The organism is Neisseria sicca (assembly GCF_014054945.1).
GTDB lineage: Bacteria > Pseudomonadota > Gammaproteobacteria > Burkholderiales > Neisseriaceae > Neisseria > Neisseria sicca.
Window position 1 is genome coordinate 761,140 of the sequence record NZ_CP059566.1, and the last position, 14,047, is coordinate 775,186.

General features: G+C 51.2%; 14 protein-coding genes. 4 read left to right on the forward strand and 10 right to left on the reverse strand.

Features of this window, described 5'->3' with window-relative positions; all coding sequences use genetic code 11:
• Positions 1–106: 106 nt before the first annotated feature.
• Entirely contained in the window at positions 107–2,329 is a 2,223-nt protein-coding gene (locus H3L95_RS03720; protein ID WP_040668934.1) for a TonB-dependent receptor, read from the forward strand.
• A 210-nt stretch (positions 2,330–2,539) separates the two neighbouring features.
• Here H3L95_RS03720 and H3L95_RS03725 read toward each other — a convergent pair whose 3' ends face one another.
• From H3L95_RS03725 to H3L95_RS03765, 9 genes are all read right to left on the reverse strand, one after another.
• Positions 2,540–3,952 carry a tetratricopeptide repeat protein gene (locus tag H3L95_RS03725; RefSeq protein WP_003760652.1) on the reverse strand — a complete coding sequence of 471 codons (1,413 nt, stop codon included), beginning with the start codon at positions 3,950–3,952 and terminating at the stop codon, positions 2,540–2,542.
• Between the two features lie 335 nt (positions 3,953–4,287).
• A complete protein-coding gene (gene hemB / locus H3L95_RS03730; protein WP_040668933.1) occupies positions 4,288–5,289 on the reverse strand; it encodes a porphobilinogen synthase in 1,002 nt (333 codons plus the stop codon).
• Between the two features lie 151 nt (positions 5,290–5,440).
• Positions 5,441–6,172, reverse strand: a complete 732-nt coding sequence (locus H3L95_RS03735; RefSeq protein WP_003760647.1) for a DUF6973 domain-containing protein — start codon at positions 6,170–6,172, stop codon at positions 5,441–5,443.
• Positions 6,173–6,367: 195 nt separating this feature from the next.
• The gene (locus tag H3L95_RS03740) at positions 6,368–7,207 is read right to left on the reverse strand and encodes an NAD-dependent epimerase/dehydratase family protein (RefSeq protein WP_003760644.1); all 840 of its coding nucleotides are present in this window, start codon (positions 7,205–7,207) and stop codon (positions 6,368–6,370) included.
• A 40-nt stretch (positions 7,208–7,247) separates the two neighbouring features.
• Positions 7,248–7,730, reverse strand: a complete 483-nt coding sequence (locus H3L95_RS03745) for a DUF2269 family protein (protein WP_003760641.1) — start codon at positions 7,728–7,730, stop codon at positions 7,248–7,250.
• Entirely contained in the window at positions 7,727–8,116 is a 390-nt protein-coding gene (locus H3L95_RS03750; RefSeq protein WP_040668932.1) for a DoxX-like family protein, read from the reverse strand. Before H3L95_RS03750 ends, H3L95_RS03745 begins: the two co-directional genes overlap by 4 nt.
• A gap of 91 nt (positions 8,117–8,207) precedes the next feature.
• On the reverse strand, positions 8,208–8,567 hold the full coding sequence (locus H3L95_RS03755; RefSeq protein WP_003760637.1) for a hypothetical protein: 360 nt from the start codon (positions 8,565–8,567) through the stop codon (positions 8,208–8,210).
• Positions 8,568–8,630: 63 nt separating this feature from the next.
• On the reverse strand, positions 8,631–9,149 hold the full coding sequence (locus tag H3L95_RS03760) for a GbsR/MarR family transcriptional regulator (protein ID WP_003760633.1): 519 nt from the start codon (positions 9,147–9,149) through the stop codon (positions 8,631–8,633).
• Positions 9,150–9,279: 130 nt separating this feature from the next.
• A complete protein-coding gene (locus H3L95_RS03765; protein ID WP_003760631.1) occupies positions 9,280–9,540 on the reverse strand; it encodes a hypothetical protein in 261 nt (86 codons plus the stop codon).
• A 392-nt stretch (positions 9,541–9,932) separates the two neighbouring features.
• Between H3L95_RS03765 and hpnC the strand changes: the two genes are divergently transcribed.
• On the forward strand, positions 9,933–10,748 hold the full coding sequence (hpnC, locus tag H3L95_RS03770) for a squalene synthase HpnC (protein WP_040668930.1): 816 nt from the start codon (positions 9,933–9,935) through the stop codon (positions 10,746–10,748).
• Positions 10,749–10,818: 70 nt separating this feature from the next.
• On the opposite strand, the gene H3L95_RS03775 is transcribed toward hpnC, so the two are convergent.
• A complete protein-coding gene (locus H3L95_RS03775; RefSeq protein WP_003760627.1) occupies positions 10,819–11,664 on the reverse strand; it encodes an EamA family transporter in 846 nt (281 codons plus the stop codon).
• Positions 11,665–11,874: 210 nt separating this feature from the next.
• Here H3L95_RS03775 and H3L95_RS03780 point away from each other — a divergent pair, with 210 nt between their 5' ends.
• Complete coding sequence (locus H3L95_RS03780) at positions 11,875–12,750, forward strand: LysR family transcriptional regulator (RefSeq protein ID WP_040668927.1); 876 nt, start codon at positions 11,875–11,877, stop codon at positions 12,748–12,750.
• A 258-nt stretch (positions 12,751–13,008) separates the two neighbouring features.
• The gene (locus H3L95_RS03785) at positions 13,009–13,998 is read left to right on the forward strand and encodes an MFS transporter (RefSeq protein WP_259345836.1); all 990 of its coding nucleotides are present in this window, start codon (positions 13,009–13,011) and stop codon (positions 13,996–13,998) included.
• Positions 13,999–14,047 lie beyond the last annotated feature (49 nt).

The following is a 14,047-nucleotide window of genomic DNA, read 5'->3' on the forward strand; positions in this document are numbered from 1 at the left end:
ATAGAAAAGCAGAATGTTATCAAATATAATTCCGCAGCAAAATTACTTTGTGATTTTTAACGCTTATTGCAATAAAAATAACCCACCTCAGAGACAGAAGGAATCTATGAACAGCAAATTAGCCCTGATGCCGCTTTTGATTATGAGCGCGTTTTCTTATGCCGCCGATGAAGCGACACCTGAAACCCCTGTGCAACAGCAGTTGCAGGAAGTCCATGTCCGCGCCGACGCCAAACGCGTCAAAGCCGCCCGCTCTTACTCCATCGCCAGCGACGGCGACTTGCGCGACCGCGTAAATTTGGGCGTATTGGGCAAAGCCAACGCTTTTACCGCGCCGATTACCGTCGTCAACTACGACGAACAAGCCCTTAACAACACCGAAGCGCGTACTTTGGTGGATGCCGTAGCAAAAAAAGACGCTTCCGTTTGGCAGTTTGGCGGAGAAAGCAACACGCTGACCGGCCTGTATTTCCGCGGTTATCAGCTTGATGCGCGCCAATTCAGCGTCAACGGTTTGGCAGGTATGTACGGCACGCAAGGCACAGCCAGCGTACATGTCGGCTCCGCGCAATTGATTAAAGGCGCGTCCACCGCCGTAAACGGCATGGACCCCGAAGGCGCGGTATCCGGCTCCGTCAATATCGAAACCAAAAAAGCCGCCGATGAAGGCAACCGCAAAATCGGTCTGGGCTGGTTCAGCAACAACCGCGCACAAGGCACATTCGACTTGGGTCAACGTTTCGGCGAAAACAAAGAATTCGGCGTACGCGCCAACGGCAAACTGCGCCACGGCGACACCCCGCGCCATGGTTACAGCGAAGACAATAAAGAATTTGCTTTAAATGCCGACTACCGCGGCGAAACACTGCGCGTGGCGTTCGACTCCATCTACGCCAAACGCAAAACCAACGGCGGTCGCGCACGTATGCAGGACATTCAAAACGCCAACGGACGCTTGTTTGCCGCACCTGAAGGCAAAGTGAATTTGGCGCCGAGCTGGCAGGCTCAAAACACGCGCGGTCAAACGAATATGCTGACCTTCGAATGGGATGCGTTTGAAAATGCCCAAATTACAGGCGGTATCGGCTACAACAATGCGCGCTATTACGGTAATTTCGCCTCTCCTACCGTTACGAGCAGCGGTTTGACCTACAATTCGGGTCGCGCGCGTTTGACCGACCAGCGTTTCAAAACGCTCAGTATGAATCTGACTGCACGCGGCGAATTTGAAACCGGTCCGGTGAGCCACAACTGGAGTGCCGCATTTGACCGAATCGACCGCAAACGTACTACTTATCAAGGAGCACGTCAAACAAGAAGCAGCGTTATCGATCCAAGCCTTGATATTCCGACCCAATTGGCAAAATTGGATTCCAACTTAGGAAGCGCGTGGAGTGCAACGCCTTCATTGGATACCGTAATCAAAGTAAACAGTTTGGCGGTATCTGACACGCTTGGTTTTGCCGACAACAAATACCGACTCACTTTGGGCGGGCGTTTCCAAGCCGTCGAGCAGAAAAACAAATTAAACGGCCGCAAAGCGGATGCAAGCCGTTTCAGCCCGATGTTGATGGCGGCATGGGTTCCGCAGCCTGATTTGGTGGTTTACGGAAACTATATGGAAGATTTGGAGCCGTCCGACATCCGTACCGATGACGACGGTCATGTAACGATGGCAGATCCGCGCGTCAGCCGCCAATTTGAAGTCGGCGTACGCAAAAACTGGGGCGACTTTGTCACCACTTTAAACGCGTTCCAAATCAAACGCCCGGGCTACTGGCGCGGCAACACGACTTCAGGAACTGATTTCGCAGCGCGCAAAAATGCAGGCTTGGCTTATAGCGGTTCGGAGCAAGGCATAGAACGCAGCCGCGGTATCGAGTTCAATACCTATGCCAATTTGTTGAACAAAACCCTGCGTCCGAGCTTTGGTTTGATGTATCTGCAATCGACCGTAAAAGATTACCCGAATTTCGCCGACAATCTTGTTAACGGCGTGCAAGTCGCCAACCCGCGCGTGATTGCCAAAGCGGGCGTGGAATGGGACACCCCGTTTGCCAAAGGCTTGACCTTGAACGGCAACGTTTCGTACTTCGGCAAGTCTTACCAAGACACTCAAAAGCAATACGCCTTCCCATCCTATACCTTGGTTGACGTAGGCGCGCGCTACAAAACCAAACTGGGTAAAAACACCCTGACCGTCAGCAGCTCGGTAGAAAACCTGTTCAACAAAAACTACTGGCAGGTACAGCGCGGCCAATACGACCGCAGCTTCGCCGTCGTCGGCATGCCGCGTACTTACTGGCTGAAAGCGGAATTGGATTTCTAATATCCAAACAGGCAATTAGTAAAGACAAAGGTCGTCTGAAAATCCTCAATCAGGGTTTTCAGACGACCTTTTATATTGTTGTTTGAATGGGGCAAGTGATATGACTTATCGTAGAACGGCACCCCATTAATCGCAACGCAGAGACAATGGTTTAGAGGGATTCCCAAACGTTGGCAGCTTCTTCGGAGAAATGTTGCCACGCGGGCAATGTTATGGAAGTTGTTGTTTCCAATGCGCCAGCAGTTGCTTGAGGATTTCAGACTGCTCGTGACCGTCGTTAATGGCAGTTTCAAGCCAACGGCAGGCTAAGGCTGTGTTGCGGCGGACGCCTGTTCCGTGGAAATAGAGGCAGGCGAGGTTGTATTGCGCCATTGTGTCTTTTTGCTGCGCTGCCTGCGCGAACCATTTGGCGGCTTGGGTATAGTCGGTCTCTGTTCCATGACCGTTGTAGTACATCATGCCGAGATTGGTTTGCGCTTTGCTGTGTCCCAAATCTGCGGCCTGCTGATAGAGCGTCAGTGCTTCGGCATGGTCGGGAGCGCGGTTCAGACCGTAATGGGCGGCAAAAGCCAGCTGATAGAATTGCTCCGCCTGTTGGCGTTGCAGCGCGTGTTCTTTGGCTTGGGGATAGTTTTGCTTATTGTTCAGGGCAATGTCCGCGAGTAGTTTTTGGTGTGCGGCAAGATTGCCCAAATCAGCGGCAAGCTGATAGTAATGGCGCGCTTTGGAGGGTTCGGGAAGGATGCCCAGTCCGTAGCGGTAGATATCGCCGAGCAAACGCAGCGCTTCGGGATGATTGCGGCGGGCGGCTGCTTTGGCGTAGCGGCGTGCTTTATCCGTGTCTTTCGGGATGTCTTTGCCCAGCAGATGGATTTCTGCGAGCTTGGCGTAAGCATCGCTGCTGTTTTGTCTGGCGGCGGTTTCCAGCCATTGGATGGCTTTATCGGGGTGGGTCGGGAGCAGAATTTCCGCAAGGGCAACTTGTGCAGGCGCGATGTTGTCACTTGCCGCGATGTACAGGTGTTGGGCGGCTTGTTCAAGGTCCGGTGCCACGCCTTGACCGAGCTTGTATTGCAATCCGAGCTGCCAATTGGCAGGCGTAAATCCTTGTTTGGCGGCAAGTTGGTAGAGCTGGTGTGATTGGGGATAATCGGGCGGCGAGGTGTATTGGCAATGCTGGCCTAAGAAATATAGGGCTTGGGGATTTTGCTGACGCGCGGCGAGTATGGCCCAATCGACGGCTTCTTTGTGTTGACCTGCGTCATGATAAGCGCGCATCAGCTTGAGCTGTGCTTCGATAATGCCTGCTTCTGCCAATTCCCGATAGGAGGGAAGCAGGGTATTGAGCGGCATGCCTTGTGCTTCTTGGATTTGAAGAAGGTTGTAGCTGGCGTAGGGATGACCGTCACGCGCCGCTTGCTGCATCAGGCGTATGCCGGCTTCTCGGTTGGCAGGGATGCCTTGCCCTTGCAGCAGGCAGCCTGCAAGATGGAATTCTGCTTCCGTATGCCCTTCGTCTGCCGCTTTTTGCAATAGTGGGACTGCGGCGGCAAAATCGGGCGGATTTTGGGTCATGAATGAGTGAGCTTCCCGGAATAGTGTATCGGCGGTTGTTGTATTCATTTTATTGTATATGTTTTGAATTTTATAGCGGATTAACTTTAAACCAGTACGGCGTTGCCTCGCCTTAGCTCAAAGAGAACGATTCTCTAAGGTGCTGAAGCACCAAGTGAATCGGTTCCGTACTATCTGTACTGTCTGCGGCTTCGTCGCCTTGTCCTGATTTAAATTTAATCCACTATATAAAACGGATGCTGTAAGTGTTTGCTTGAGAGTTGCAGTATTTTACCAGAAATTACCTGATTATTCATTCCGTTGTAATAAATTTTGTCAGGCAAATGCCTTAATGTAAATGCCGCCGGGCATTCTGTGCAAACCGGCGGCATTTTGCTGTCGTTTTATTTTTTCAACATCTTTGCCGCTTCGACGGCGTAATACGTCAGGATGCCGTCGGCGCCGGCGCGTTTGAAGGCGAGCAGGCTTTCGAGTATGACTTTTTCGCCGTCCAGCCAGCCGTTTTGAATCGCGGCTTGAAGCATGGCGTATTCGCCGGAAACCTGGTAGGCGTAGGTTGGTACGCCGAACTCGTCTTTGACGCGGCGGACAACGTCAAGATAGGGCAGGCCGGGTTTGACCATCACCATATCCGCACCTTCCTGAATGTCGAGGGCGACTTCATGCAGGGCTTCGTCGGTGTTGGCGGGGTCCATTTGGTAGGTTTTCTTGTCGGCTTTACCCAAATTGCCAGAACTGCCGACCGCATCGCGGAACGGGCCGTAAAAAGCGGAGGCATATTTGGCGGAATACGCCATGATGCGGGTGTGGATGTGTCCTGCGTCTTCAAGGGCTTCGCGGATGGCGAGGATGCGGCCGTCCATCATGTCGGACGGGGCGACGACCTGCGCACCAGCGTCGGCGTGGCACAAGGCTTGTTTCACCAAAACTTCGATGGTTTCGTCGTTGAGGACGTAGCCGTTTGCATCGGTCAGTCCGTCTTGCCCGTGGATGGTGTAGGGGTCGAGGGCGACGTCGGTCATGATGCCGAGTTCGGGGAATTTCTCGCGCAGGGTGCGCACGACGGTAGGAACGAGTCCTTCGGGGTTGTAGGCTTCTTCCGCCAAGTCGGTTTTATTTCGGGTAACGACGGGGAAGAGTGCCAGCATGGGGATGCCGAGCTTGAGGGCTTCTTCGGCGGTGAACAATAATTTGTCCAGGCTTTGCCGCTTCACGCCGGGCATGGAGGGGACGGCTTCTTCCTGATTGCTGCCTTCGAGTACGAAGACGGGGTAAATCAAATCGTCTGCGGTCAGGGTGTGTTCGCGCATCAGGCGGCGGGAAAAGTCGTCTTTGCGCATGCGGCGCATACGGGTGGCGGAAACGTAACGCGGTGGGAAGTTCATAATCGTCCTTTGTCCTTCTGGAAACGGCTGAATCGGCAGGAGAAATGTTTTCAGACGACCTCTTTGCAAGCAGGGGTCGTCTGAAAATGGGTTTGTTGCAGTTTACGCCGTTTTGATGAATTACTCAAAATTTGCACAGAGTGTCGAAAAATCAGTCTTTTACTTTTCTGATGGCTTTAACCGTTTTGGAAATCGAGTCGATTTTGTCGGGTTTGGGCATATTGCGCTCTTCCTCGCGCAAGCCTTCGGCATCCAACGGTTCGATATTTTTCATGGCTTCGCGGTAGGCGGTAGGGCTGAGTTTCTCTTGCGTGATGCGCCATACTTTGCGGCCGTTGGTACGCGTTTCCGATGCGGTCCACAAGCCGATTTTGTGGTAATAGAGCAAAACACTTTCGGCAAGGGCCTTCATGTCGGTATTGGGTCTGCCGCTGCCGATGCTGCGGCCGATACGGTTGTTGCGTTGGTCAACTGCCTGATCCGCGAGGTAACGGCTGAAATAGTTGATTTTCCCTTCGCGGATTTTGATGTCGGCAAGGTAGGCATTACCTGCTTCTTCGGCGATTACGTTGTCGAATTGGGAGGTAATGGCGGCTTGCCACAGGGCTTGGCGCACGGCATTGACCTGTGTGCCTTTGCCATCTCCGTTGGCAGTATCGTCTAAGCCGCTGCGGTAGGCAAAGCGTGTGGCATTGCTGCTGATATTGAAGGAGCCTGTGTCTTCCATGCCGATGGCTTGCGCCGCTACGGGGTGATTGAGGGCGAATTGGGTAATTTTGCTGCGCCGGGTTTGATCTTCTTCAAAGGCGGTTTGACAGCCGGAGAGCAAGATGGAAGCAAGTAGGATGCATTTAAGATGTGTTTTAAATTTAATCTGAGCCATGATATGAGCCGTGATGAAAATATTATTTTATTGATGATATACTGCTTATGTAACATACAATTACATATTGTAGCAAAATATTTTTCATACGGGCGCTTTATTGTATCAGCGGTCTCTTGTATTAGGGCAAAAGGTCGTCTGAAACCGGCTTTAGGCGGGGCGGTTTCAGACGACCTTTTTGTGTGTATGGCTGATTCAGCCTTGACGGAAAAAGTTTTCCGCAGCTAATGGCGCTCTCCCCAATAAAGCTGCAAAATCAGAATAATCGGCGCATGAGCCTTGTTTGAGCAGGGCAAAGCTGTCACGGCTGATGATGCCGTTGCTGAGGGTGTTTGCCAACGGCAGCGCAGGGTCAATCAGGCGCAGGGGGATGGGCAGGATATGTTGCGGCGGTTTGTGGTGCAGGGTTTGGCGGAGCGTGGTCAGGTATTCCGCCAAGGTCAGCGTTTGGCTGCCGGTCATATTGATGATGCTATGGTCGGTGTCGGTTTGGACGGCCAGTTTTGCCAAACCTTCGGCAACATCGGCAAGATGTACGGGCTGTAAGTAAAAGCGTCCGCCTTCCGGTAGGGGAAGCAAAGGGAGGCGGGCTAATTTGATGAACAGTTCGCAGCTGGTTCCCCCTCGCCCGTAAACGACGGATGGTCGGGCTATGGCAATCGGGATGCCGCTTTGGGCGACGGCATCATCTCCACGTCCTTTACTGCCGACAAAGTTGATGGGTTGAGATGGGTCGGCACCCAGTGCGGATAGTTGCACCCAGTGTTTTATGCTTGTTGCTTTTGCCCATGCGGCGAGTTGTTTGGGCGTGCGGTGGTGTACGGTTTCGAGTATTTCGGCATGACGGCTCATGATGCCGATGCAGTTGATGAGGACGTCTTGCCCCTCTAATAAACGGCGTGCGGCGGTTTCGTCAGGATGAAGAAAATCGAAGGCGCGGCGGTCGGGCGTCCAAACTTGGTGACCTTGTTCTTTTAAGATTTGGGCGGTACGGCTGCCGATGAAGCCGCTGCCTCCGAAAATGATGATGTTCATGGTTTTTCTTTATGGTGTTGCTGAGGTCGTCTGAAAATCTTTAAATCGGTTTCATCACCATCAGGAAGTAAATCACGATAGTGGCGCAAAAGGCGGGATAGCCCAGCAATTCCCAGCGTCTGGCATAACGCCAATAGGGTTCCGGAATGGTGTCTGCGTTTTCTTTATGCGCTTGTTCGGCAATCTTTGCCATACGGATTTGCAGCCAGACAACGGGCAGCCAGCAAATGCCTGCAAGGATGTATAAACCGAGCGTCATCCATACCCAATTTTGTTCCAGCATGGTGGAAACGGTATAGCCGCGTTCGTACAGCATCCATAAACCGGACAAGGGTTGGAAAATGACGGCGGGGGTCGTAAACCACCAATCTGCTTTGATGACCCAATGTGATACGACCGACTGCGCGGCGACCGAACCGCTGCGGTTTGCCCAAAAGAGGTAAAACGCCGTACCAAAACCGGTGCCGACCATTAAGGTAGCTGAGATGATGTGCAGGGTTTTAACGATTAAATAAGTGTTCATTTTTTATCTCCTACGGATTGATACAGGAAAAATAAAGTAGCCATAATCGGCAGGTTTTTTACCAAAGGCGCAAAAGGGTGCGCCCACATTTCGGGCAGCCTGAAAGCAATAATCAGGCTGTATGCCGCGACGGTCAGCAATTGCAGCAGCCATATTTCGGGACGGGCGCGAAGGCGGCTGAAGCATAAAAAGGCAAAACCGATGTCCAATAGTGAAGCGGCGATTAATGTCGGCCATTGCAACGGATCGGGAATGCCGACCGAATGCAGCAAATCCAATGACATTTCGGGCATGAAAAACAGAGGTTGGGTACCGCTCCACAGCCATAACAACCCCATCGAGTAAGACAGGTAGGCAGGGAGAGTGTGTGTAGTGCTGTAGGGCATATTGGTTTCCTAATTTCATTTCGATTTGTTTATATATTTAGCCTGTAATTTCTAAAATTTCTGTCAAAATAGAAATATAGGGGTAAAAAAATTAGGCAGGTTCCTGAATATCATCCTCCCCCGGAGGATTGGGCAAGCTCAAAACGCCAACAATCAAAGAATAAGTACCGCCTATTACCACGCCGGCTAGGAGGTTGGTGACAAAATCTGCACCAAACAGTAAAAGATACAGACAACCGCATAATGATCCGGTTATGATTGCCCGGATAAGGCCGCGTAAGTCCCTGTATGTAGACGTCAAGCTTAAGATCAAACCGCAAATTAGGGCCGGTACGGTAAAGAATAAAGCATAGTAGCCGATACTAAATGCAAAAAATACCGTAGATACAGTATAAACGATGATGACTCTGCCTCTCGGATAGTCGAAATAATCTTCTATTGAATGTGCCATAACACACCTATGATTGAGTAAGAGAAACCGGGGGTTGTGTCTTGTAAACCAATTGGGGCGACATCATCGGAAAAATTTTTGTATTCCGGCGCCTATTTTTAAAATTTTTACCATGGTTGAGGTGGAAAGCTTCAACATTTCATTTGCCCATATGGTCAGCGTATTGATGAAATCATGGGTTTGCCGGATTCGCTGTTTGGCGGTTTCATTTTCCTGACTAAATTCAGGGCTGTCGATCAGGCTTTGCAAAAATTGCCGCGTCGGTTCGATTTCACGCTGCATGCGCATTTCTGCGATAGTGCGGAACAAAGTCCAGACGTCGTCTGAAGTTTCAAAATGATCGCGCCTGTCGCCCAAGATATGCACGGTATGCACCAGCCTCAGATTTTGCAGCTCTTTGATGCTGTTGCTGACATTGGAGCGCGCTACGCCGAGCGTTTCGGTAATTTCTTCGGCATTCATCGGTCTGCCTAAGATGTAGAGCAGGGCATGGATTTGCGCAACGGTACGGTTGACGCCCCATTTGGTGCCCATTTCGCCCCAGTGGAGGATAAATTTTTCAGTGGTTGGATTCAGTTTCATAGTGAGGGTATTTTATTTTTATCTTTTATTTCTGTCAATACAGAAATAAAAGATTTTTTTGAAACGGGTAAAAAAGGCGGACTGAATTCAGCCCACCTGTTTTAAACCATAGATTATTTTTTACGATAGATTATTTTTCCGACTGCTGCTTGTAGTATTCAAGTAATTGCTTCGCTTGCAGCAAAGGCAGCCCGAAATGCTCGTTGATGTTTTTGAGGTCTGCTGTTTCTTTTCCGGTCAGATTTTGTTCGAGCCATTTCAGATTGTCCGGATTGCTTTTGATTTTTTCAAAATACGCCTGCTTGCGCTTCCAATTTCGCGACCACACCAGCAGCATGGTGAAAATACATAGCACGATTAAGAAAATATTCGTGAAAGTCATCATGTCCATCGTAGTCTCCGCTTACTTGGAAGTATGGGGATTATAAGCGAATCAAGTGTTTACGGATATATTGAGGAACGAGGGAGGCATGGTTTCGGGTTAAGTTTGGATGGGACAGCCTATTTCCGGATGGTGGTTTGTTATCTCAATATAGTTTTTGCCGTAGCTAAAATCCGTTTTGTGGAAAGGGTCGTCTGAATTGGGAAAACAGGGTAATTTTGTGGTTTTAAGTTTGGATTTCTATGCGAGTATACAGTTAAATCATTAATAAAATAATGCGTTGTGTTAGAATCTTGTCGAGTTGTTAATACAGGTTTGGAAGTGCTCCGTGCCGTCGGCAAGCCATTTGAGCAATGCAGCTCATACTTTCAGACGACCCCAATACCGAATTTCAAATATCTATGTCCGTCAACCATTACGAAAATTTCCCCGTCGGCTCGCTTGTCATGCCGCGCCGCCTGCGCAAGCCTACCCATGCCGTTTACGCTTTTGCGCGCACTGCGGATGACCTCGCTGATGAAGGCAATGCCGAAGCCGATGAACGTTTGCGCGCTTTGGACGAACTCAAATCCGAACTCGACCGCATACAGCGTGGCGAAACGCCGCTGACCCCGCTAATGCAACGTTTGCAACGTGAAGCCATCGTGCCTTTCAAGCTGCCGCTGCAGCCGTTTTACGATCTTTTGTCCGCATTCAGTCAGGATGTTGTCAAAACCCGTTATCAGGATTTTGGCGACCTGATTGACTACTGCCGCCGTTCTGCCAGTCCGGTCGGGCGCATTATGCTGCACCTGTACGGACAAACCGACGAAGTCAGCATCGCCCAAAGCGACGGTATCTGCACTGCGCTGCAACTCATCAACTTTTGGCAGGACGTTGCCGTCGATTGGCAGAAAGGCCGCGTCTATATCCCGCAGGACGACTTGCAAAAATTTAATGTCAGCGAAACGCAAATTGCCGAAGGCAAAGCGGATTTTGCGTTCCAAAGACTGATGGCGTATGAGTGCAACCGCGCGTTCCAAATGCTCAAGGGCGGCTCGCCCTTGGGTAAAACGCTGAAAGGCCGTTTGGGATTTGAATTGCGGATGATTATTGTCGGCGGACAACTGATTTTGCAGAAACTGGACGGCAGCAAATACGATATGTTTACACAACGTCCTGTTTTGGATAAAAAAGATTGGCTGATTATTCTGAAACGGGCATTCTTGAAGAAATAAACCGACCAGCGCAAAAGGTCGTCTGAAAACGCAGCTTGAAGGCTTCAAGGCTGTTTTCAGATGACCTTTTTCATGACTGCCCGCTGCAGCCGAATATCGATACCAACACCAACGTAAATCCCGCCAGCGACTTCGCGTCCATCCCTTGCCCTAAAAACAGCCAGCCCAAGATAAATGCCGAGACAGGGCTGAGCAATCCCAGCGACGAAACCGCAGCAGGCGAAAGTTTGGCGATTCCTCTGAAAAACAACACATAAGCCAATACGGCACCAAACAGGCTCAAATACAGATAGCCGCCGATATTGGCGGGGCTTAAAGATTCGAGCCGCGGTTCGGCAAGCAGGGCGACGGGTAGTAAAAACAAGCCGCCGATGAAAAGCTGCCAGCCGGTAAACGCCAACACGGGCAGCGAAGTGCGGCGGTGTTTCGACAAATACACGCCCAATGCCATCGCCGCCGCGCCCGCCAATGCCGCCAAAATACCCGTCCCGTCATAGCGCGCCTGCGGCGACAAAACCAAAAGCGCAATCCCCAAAACCCCTGCCGCCGACCAAGCCCAAGCCGCTTTCGGCGGCATGGTTTTGCCGATTAACCAAGTGAACACCAGCACCATCAGCGTCTGCGTCGAACTCAACACCGCTGCCAGTCCACCCGGCAAGCGATACGCCGCCACAAACAACATAGCTTGGAAAAAGCCGATGTTCAAAAAACCGAGCAAGACAACCGTCGCCCATTCATCGCGTTTGGGTATGCGCCGCGTCCACGCCAACAGCAAGAGCCCAGCGGGCAACACGCGTATCAGCGCGGCGGTAAATGGGCGATCGGTCGGCAGAAATTCGGTGGTAACCAGATAAGTGCTGCCCCAAATCACGGGTGCAAGCGCGGTGGAAAGAAGAATGGCGGCGCGGCTTGTCATGGCGTTGTTCCTGAAGGCTTGGGTTATTTAACTTGAAATCAAGATAAATAATAAAATATAATTAGCTTGAAATCAAGATAGCTTAGTCCGCAGGTTTGGGAAGTGCGTTTTCAGACGACCTTTTCGACCACCCGCCCTCTTGCAAATAGCCAATCCTACGCATTTCTGATAAATTACCTTTTCAATCCATCTAATCCAATAAATTTATTTATGTCTTACATCAACCATCGTCGCACGTTTTTGGAAATGTACCGCCAGCAGTCTTTTCCCAAGGCGGCGCAAATCAGTATTACGCAGCCTGCAGTGTCGCAGCAGATTCAGTCTTTGGAAAGTTTTATCGGTAAGCCTTTGTTTGTCCGTTTGGCGCGCGGTGTGGCGGCGACGGAGGTGGCGGACAATCTGGCGAATTCGGTGGCGGCGAGTTTGGATACCTTGGAACAGAAGCTGTCGGGCTTTCGTTTTGGAGCGGTCAGCGGCGAGGTGGTGCATCTTGCGGCGCCTGCAGACTTTGTGCATTATCAGATGGTGAAGGTGCTGCAAGGGCTGCTTTCGGACGGCTTTTCCGTCCGCCTGCAAATGGGCAACCGTAGCAAGCTTTATCAGTTGCTGGAAAGCCGCCAAATTGATTTTGCGATTACGGCAAGCAAGCCCGATGAGCAGCATTACGCTTATGAAACGGTGTTTGCGGAAAAGCCGCTGCTGGTGTATGCCCCCGCACTTACCCATAAAATCGGTAAAACGCCGAATAAAGAGCGGCTGTCGCAACTGCCTTTTATCAGTTTCGACGAGGAATTATCGGGTTTGACACCGTTGTGGCAGACGCTTTTTCGCGAGCCGCCGCCATTTCAGGCTGCCTTGACCGTGCCGGATTTACGCATTGTCAAACAGATGGTGGTGGAAGGCATGGGCTGGAGCGTGCTGTCCGATTACCATTGCACGCAGGAAATTCAGGCGGGCAGGCTTTTGGTGCTGAATAATGCGGACGACACCGCCCCGTCGCCGCTCTATCTGGTTTGGCACAAACACCGCGTGTTGCCGCGAAATATGCAGTATGTGAAACAGCGGCTGTTGGAAGGTTTAGTATAAATCAGTTTATATCTGCTATTTTTCTCATTATTTTTCTTATTGGTTAAAAGGCATTACACTTCATAAAAATCTTAATTAACGGAGTTTGATATGCCTTTTGTCATTTATATTTTTACGATTTCTTCTTTCGCCCTCGGGTTGCGGAATTTGTGCCGATCGGCTTGGTGGACGTGATGTCGCAGGGCTTGAACGTGCCTGCCGCCGACATCGGTATGATTGTGAGCAGCTATATGCCTTGGGGCGACGGTTTCCGCCCCGATTCTAACCGCACTTTCCAACGGTTTCAGCCGCAAAAGCGTGATGCTGGCAACGGCGGTGATTTTTTCGCTCGGCAGTCTGATGACCGCTTTATTCAGCGAATTGGCACTGATGAACCTCGTCCGATTCGCCGCAGGATTGGGACACGGCCTGTTCCTCGCCGTTGAGTCCAGCACCGCCGCCCGTTTGGTGGGCAAGGCAAGAGCGGCAACCGCCGTGGCGATTGTATTCAGCGGCTTCACCCTTGCCATGGCGTTCGGCGTACCGCTCAGCACCTATTTTTTTGGGGGGGGGGGCGTGATGAATTGGCGTTGGGTCTTGATGGTGATTGCCTTCTTCGGCTTCCTCGGCTTTGTCGGTTTGCTGTTCGGCATGAAAGATCCGCTCAAAACCGAACAGCCCGTTCATCCACTTTCCAGCATTAAAATTTTGTTTGACAAAGCCTTATTAAAAGCCGCAAGCGTAACCCTGTTTGCCTACGCGGGCGCGTTCGCCACCTACACCTACATCGCCCCGTTCATCGCCCAAATCACAGGCGAAGAAAACAGCATGGTCGGCGTGTATATGTTGCTGTTCGGCATTTTCGCGGCAATCGGCAACCTTGCAGACGGCAAACTCACCGACAGATTCGACATCCGCCGTGCCAACATCGTCTTAATCTCAATGCTTGCCCTCTCTTCATTGCTGATTTCTTGGCTTGGTGGCTCGCCGATTCTGATGAAAATTTTGGTCGCGGTATTGGGCTTCTTCACCTTCGCCATCGTGCCGTCCTTGCAAGCCTTTTTATTGCAGACCGCACACCAGCACAACACCTCCGACAGCGTCGCCGCAGGCTTAAACATCGCAGGCTTCAACCTCGCCATCGCCTTCGGATCGTTCGCAGGCAGCCTCGTCATCAACCACTTCGGCTTGGCTTACGTCGGCACCGCAGGCGCGGTACTCTCATTCATTGGCTTGGGCGTGTTTGTGTGGTTGGGTAGAAAGGGTTAATGGAAGGTCGCCTGAAAACGGATTAGTTTTTTAGCGAAACTCACTTCGT

Coding starts and splice junctions, on each gene's coding strand:
- H3L95_RS03720 (WP_040668934.1), top strand. CDS start 107: ATGAACAGCAAATTAGCCCTGATGCCGCTTTTGATTATGAGCGCGTTT.
- H3L95_RS03755 (WP_003760637.1), bottom strand. CDS start 8,567: ATGGCACATTCAATAGAAGATTATTTCGACTATCCGAGAGGCAGAGTC.
- H3L95_RS03780 (WP_040668927.1), top strand. CDS start 11,875: ATGTCTTACATCAACCATCGTCGCACGTTTTTGGAAATGTACCGCCAG.
- hemB (WP_040668933.1), bottom strand. CDS start 5,289: ATGAACTTCCCACCGCGTTACGTTTCCGCCACCCGTATGCGCCGCATG.
- H3L95_RS03760 (WP_003760633.1), bottom strand. CDS start 9,149: ATGAAACTGAATCCAACCACTGAAAAATTTATCCTCCACTGGGGCGAA.
- H3L95_RS03745 (WP_003760641.1), bottom strand. CDS start 7,730: ATGAACACTTATTTAATCGTTAAAACCCTGCACATCATCTCAGCTACC.
- H3L95_RS03750 (WP_040668932.1), bottom strand. CDS start 8,116: ATGCCCTACAGCACTACACACACTCTCCCTGCCTACCTGTCTTACTCG.
- H3L95_RS03740 (WP_003760644.1), bottom strand. CDS start 7,207: ATGAACATCATCATTTTCGGAGGCAGCGGCTTCATCGGCAGCCGTACC.
- hpnC (WP_040668930.1), top strand. CDS start 9,933: ATGTCCGTCAACCATTACGAAAATTTCCCCGTCGGCTCGCTTGTCATG.
- H3L95_RS03775 (WP_003760627.1), bottom strand. CDS start 11,664: ATGACAAGCCGCGCCGCCATTCTTCTTTCCACCGCGCTTGCACCCGTG.
- H3L95_RS03735 (WP_003760647.1), bottom strand. CDS start 6,172: ATGGCTCAGATTAAATTTAAAACACATCTTAAATGCATCCTACTTGCT.
- H3L95_RS03765 (WP_003760631.1), bottom strand. CDS start 9,540: ATGGACATGATGACTTTCACGAATATTTTCTTAATCGTGCTATGTATT.
- H3L95_RS03725 (WP_003760652.1), bottom strand. CDS start 3,952: ATGAATACAACAACCGCCGATACACTATTCCGGGAAGCTCACTCATTC.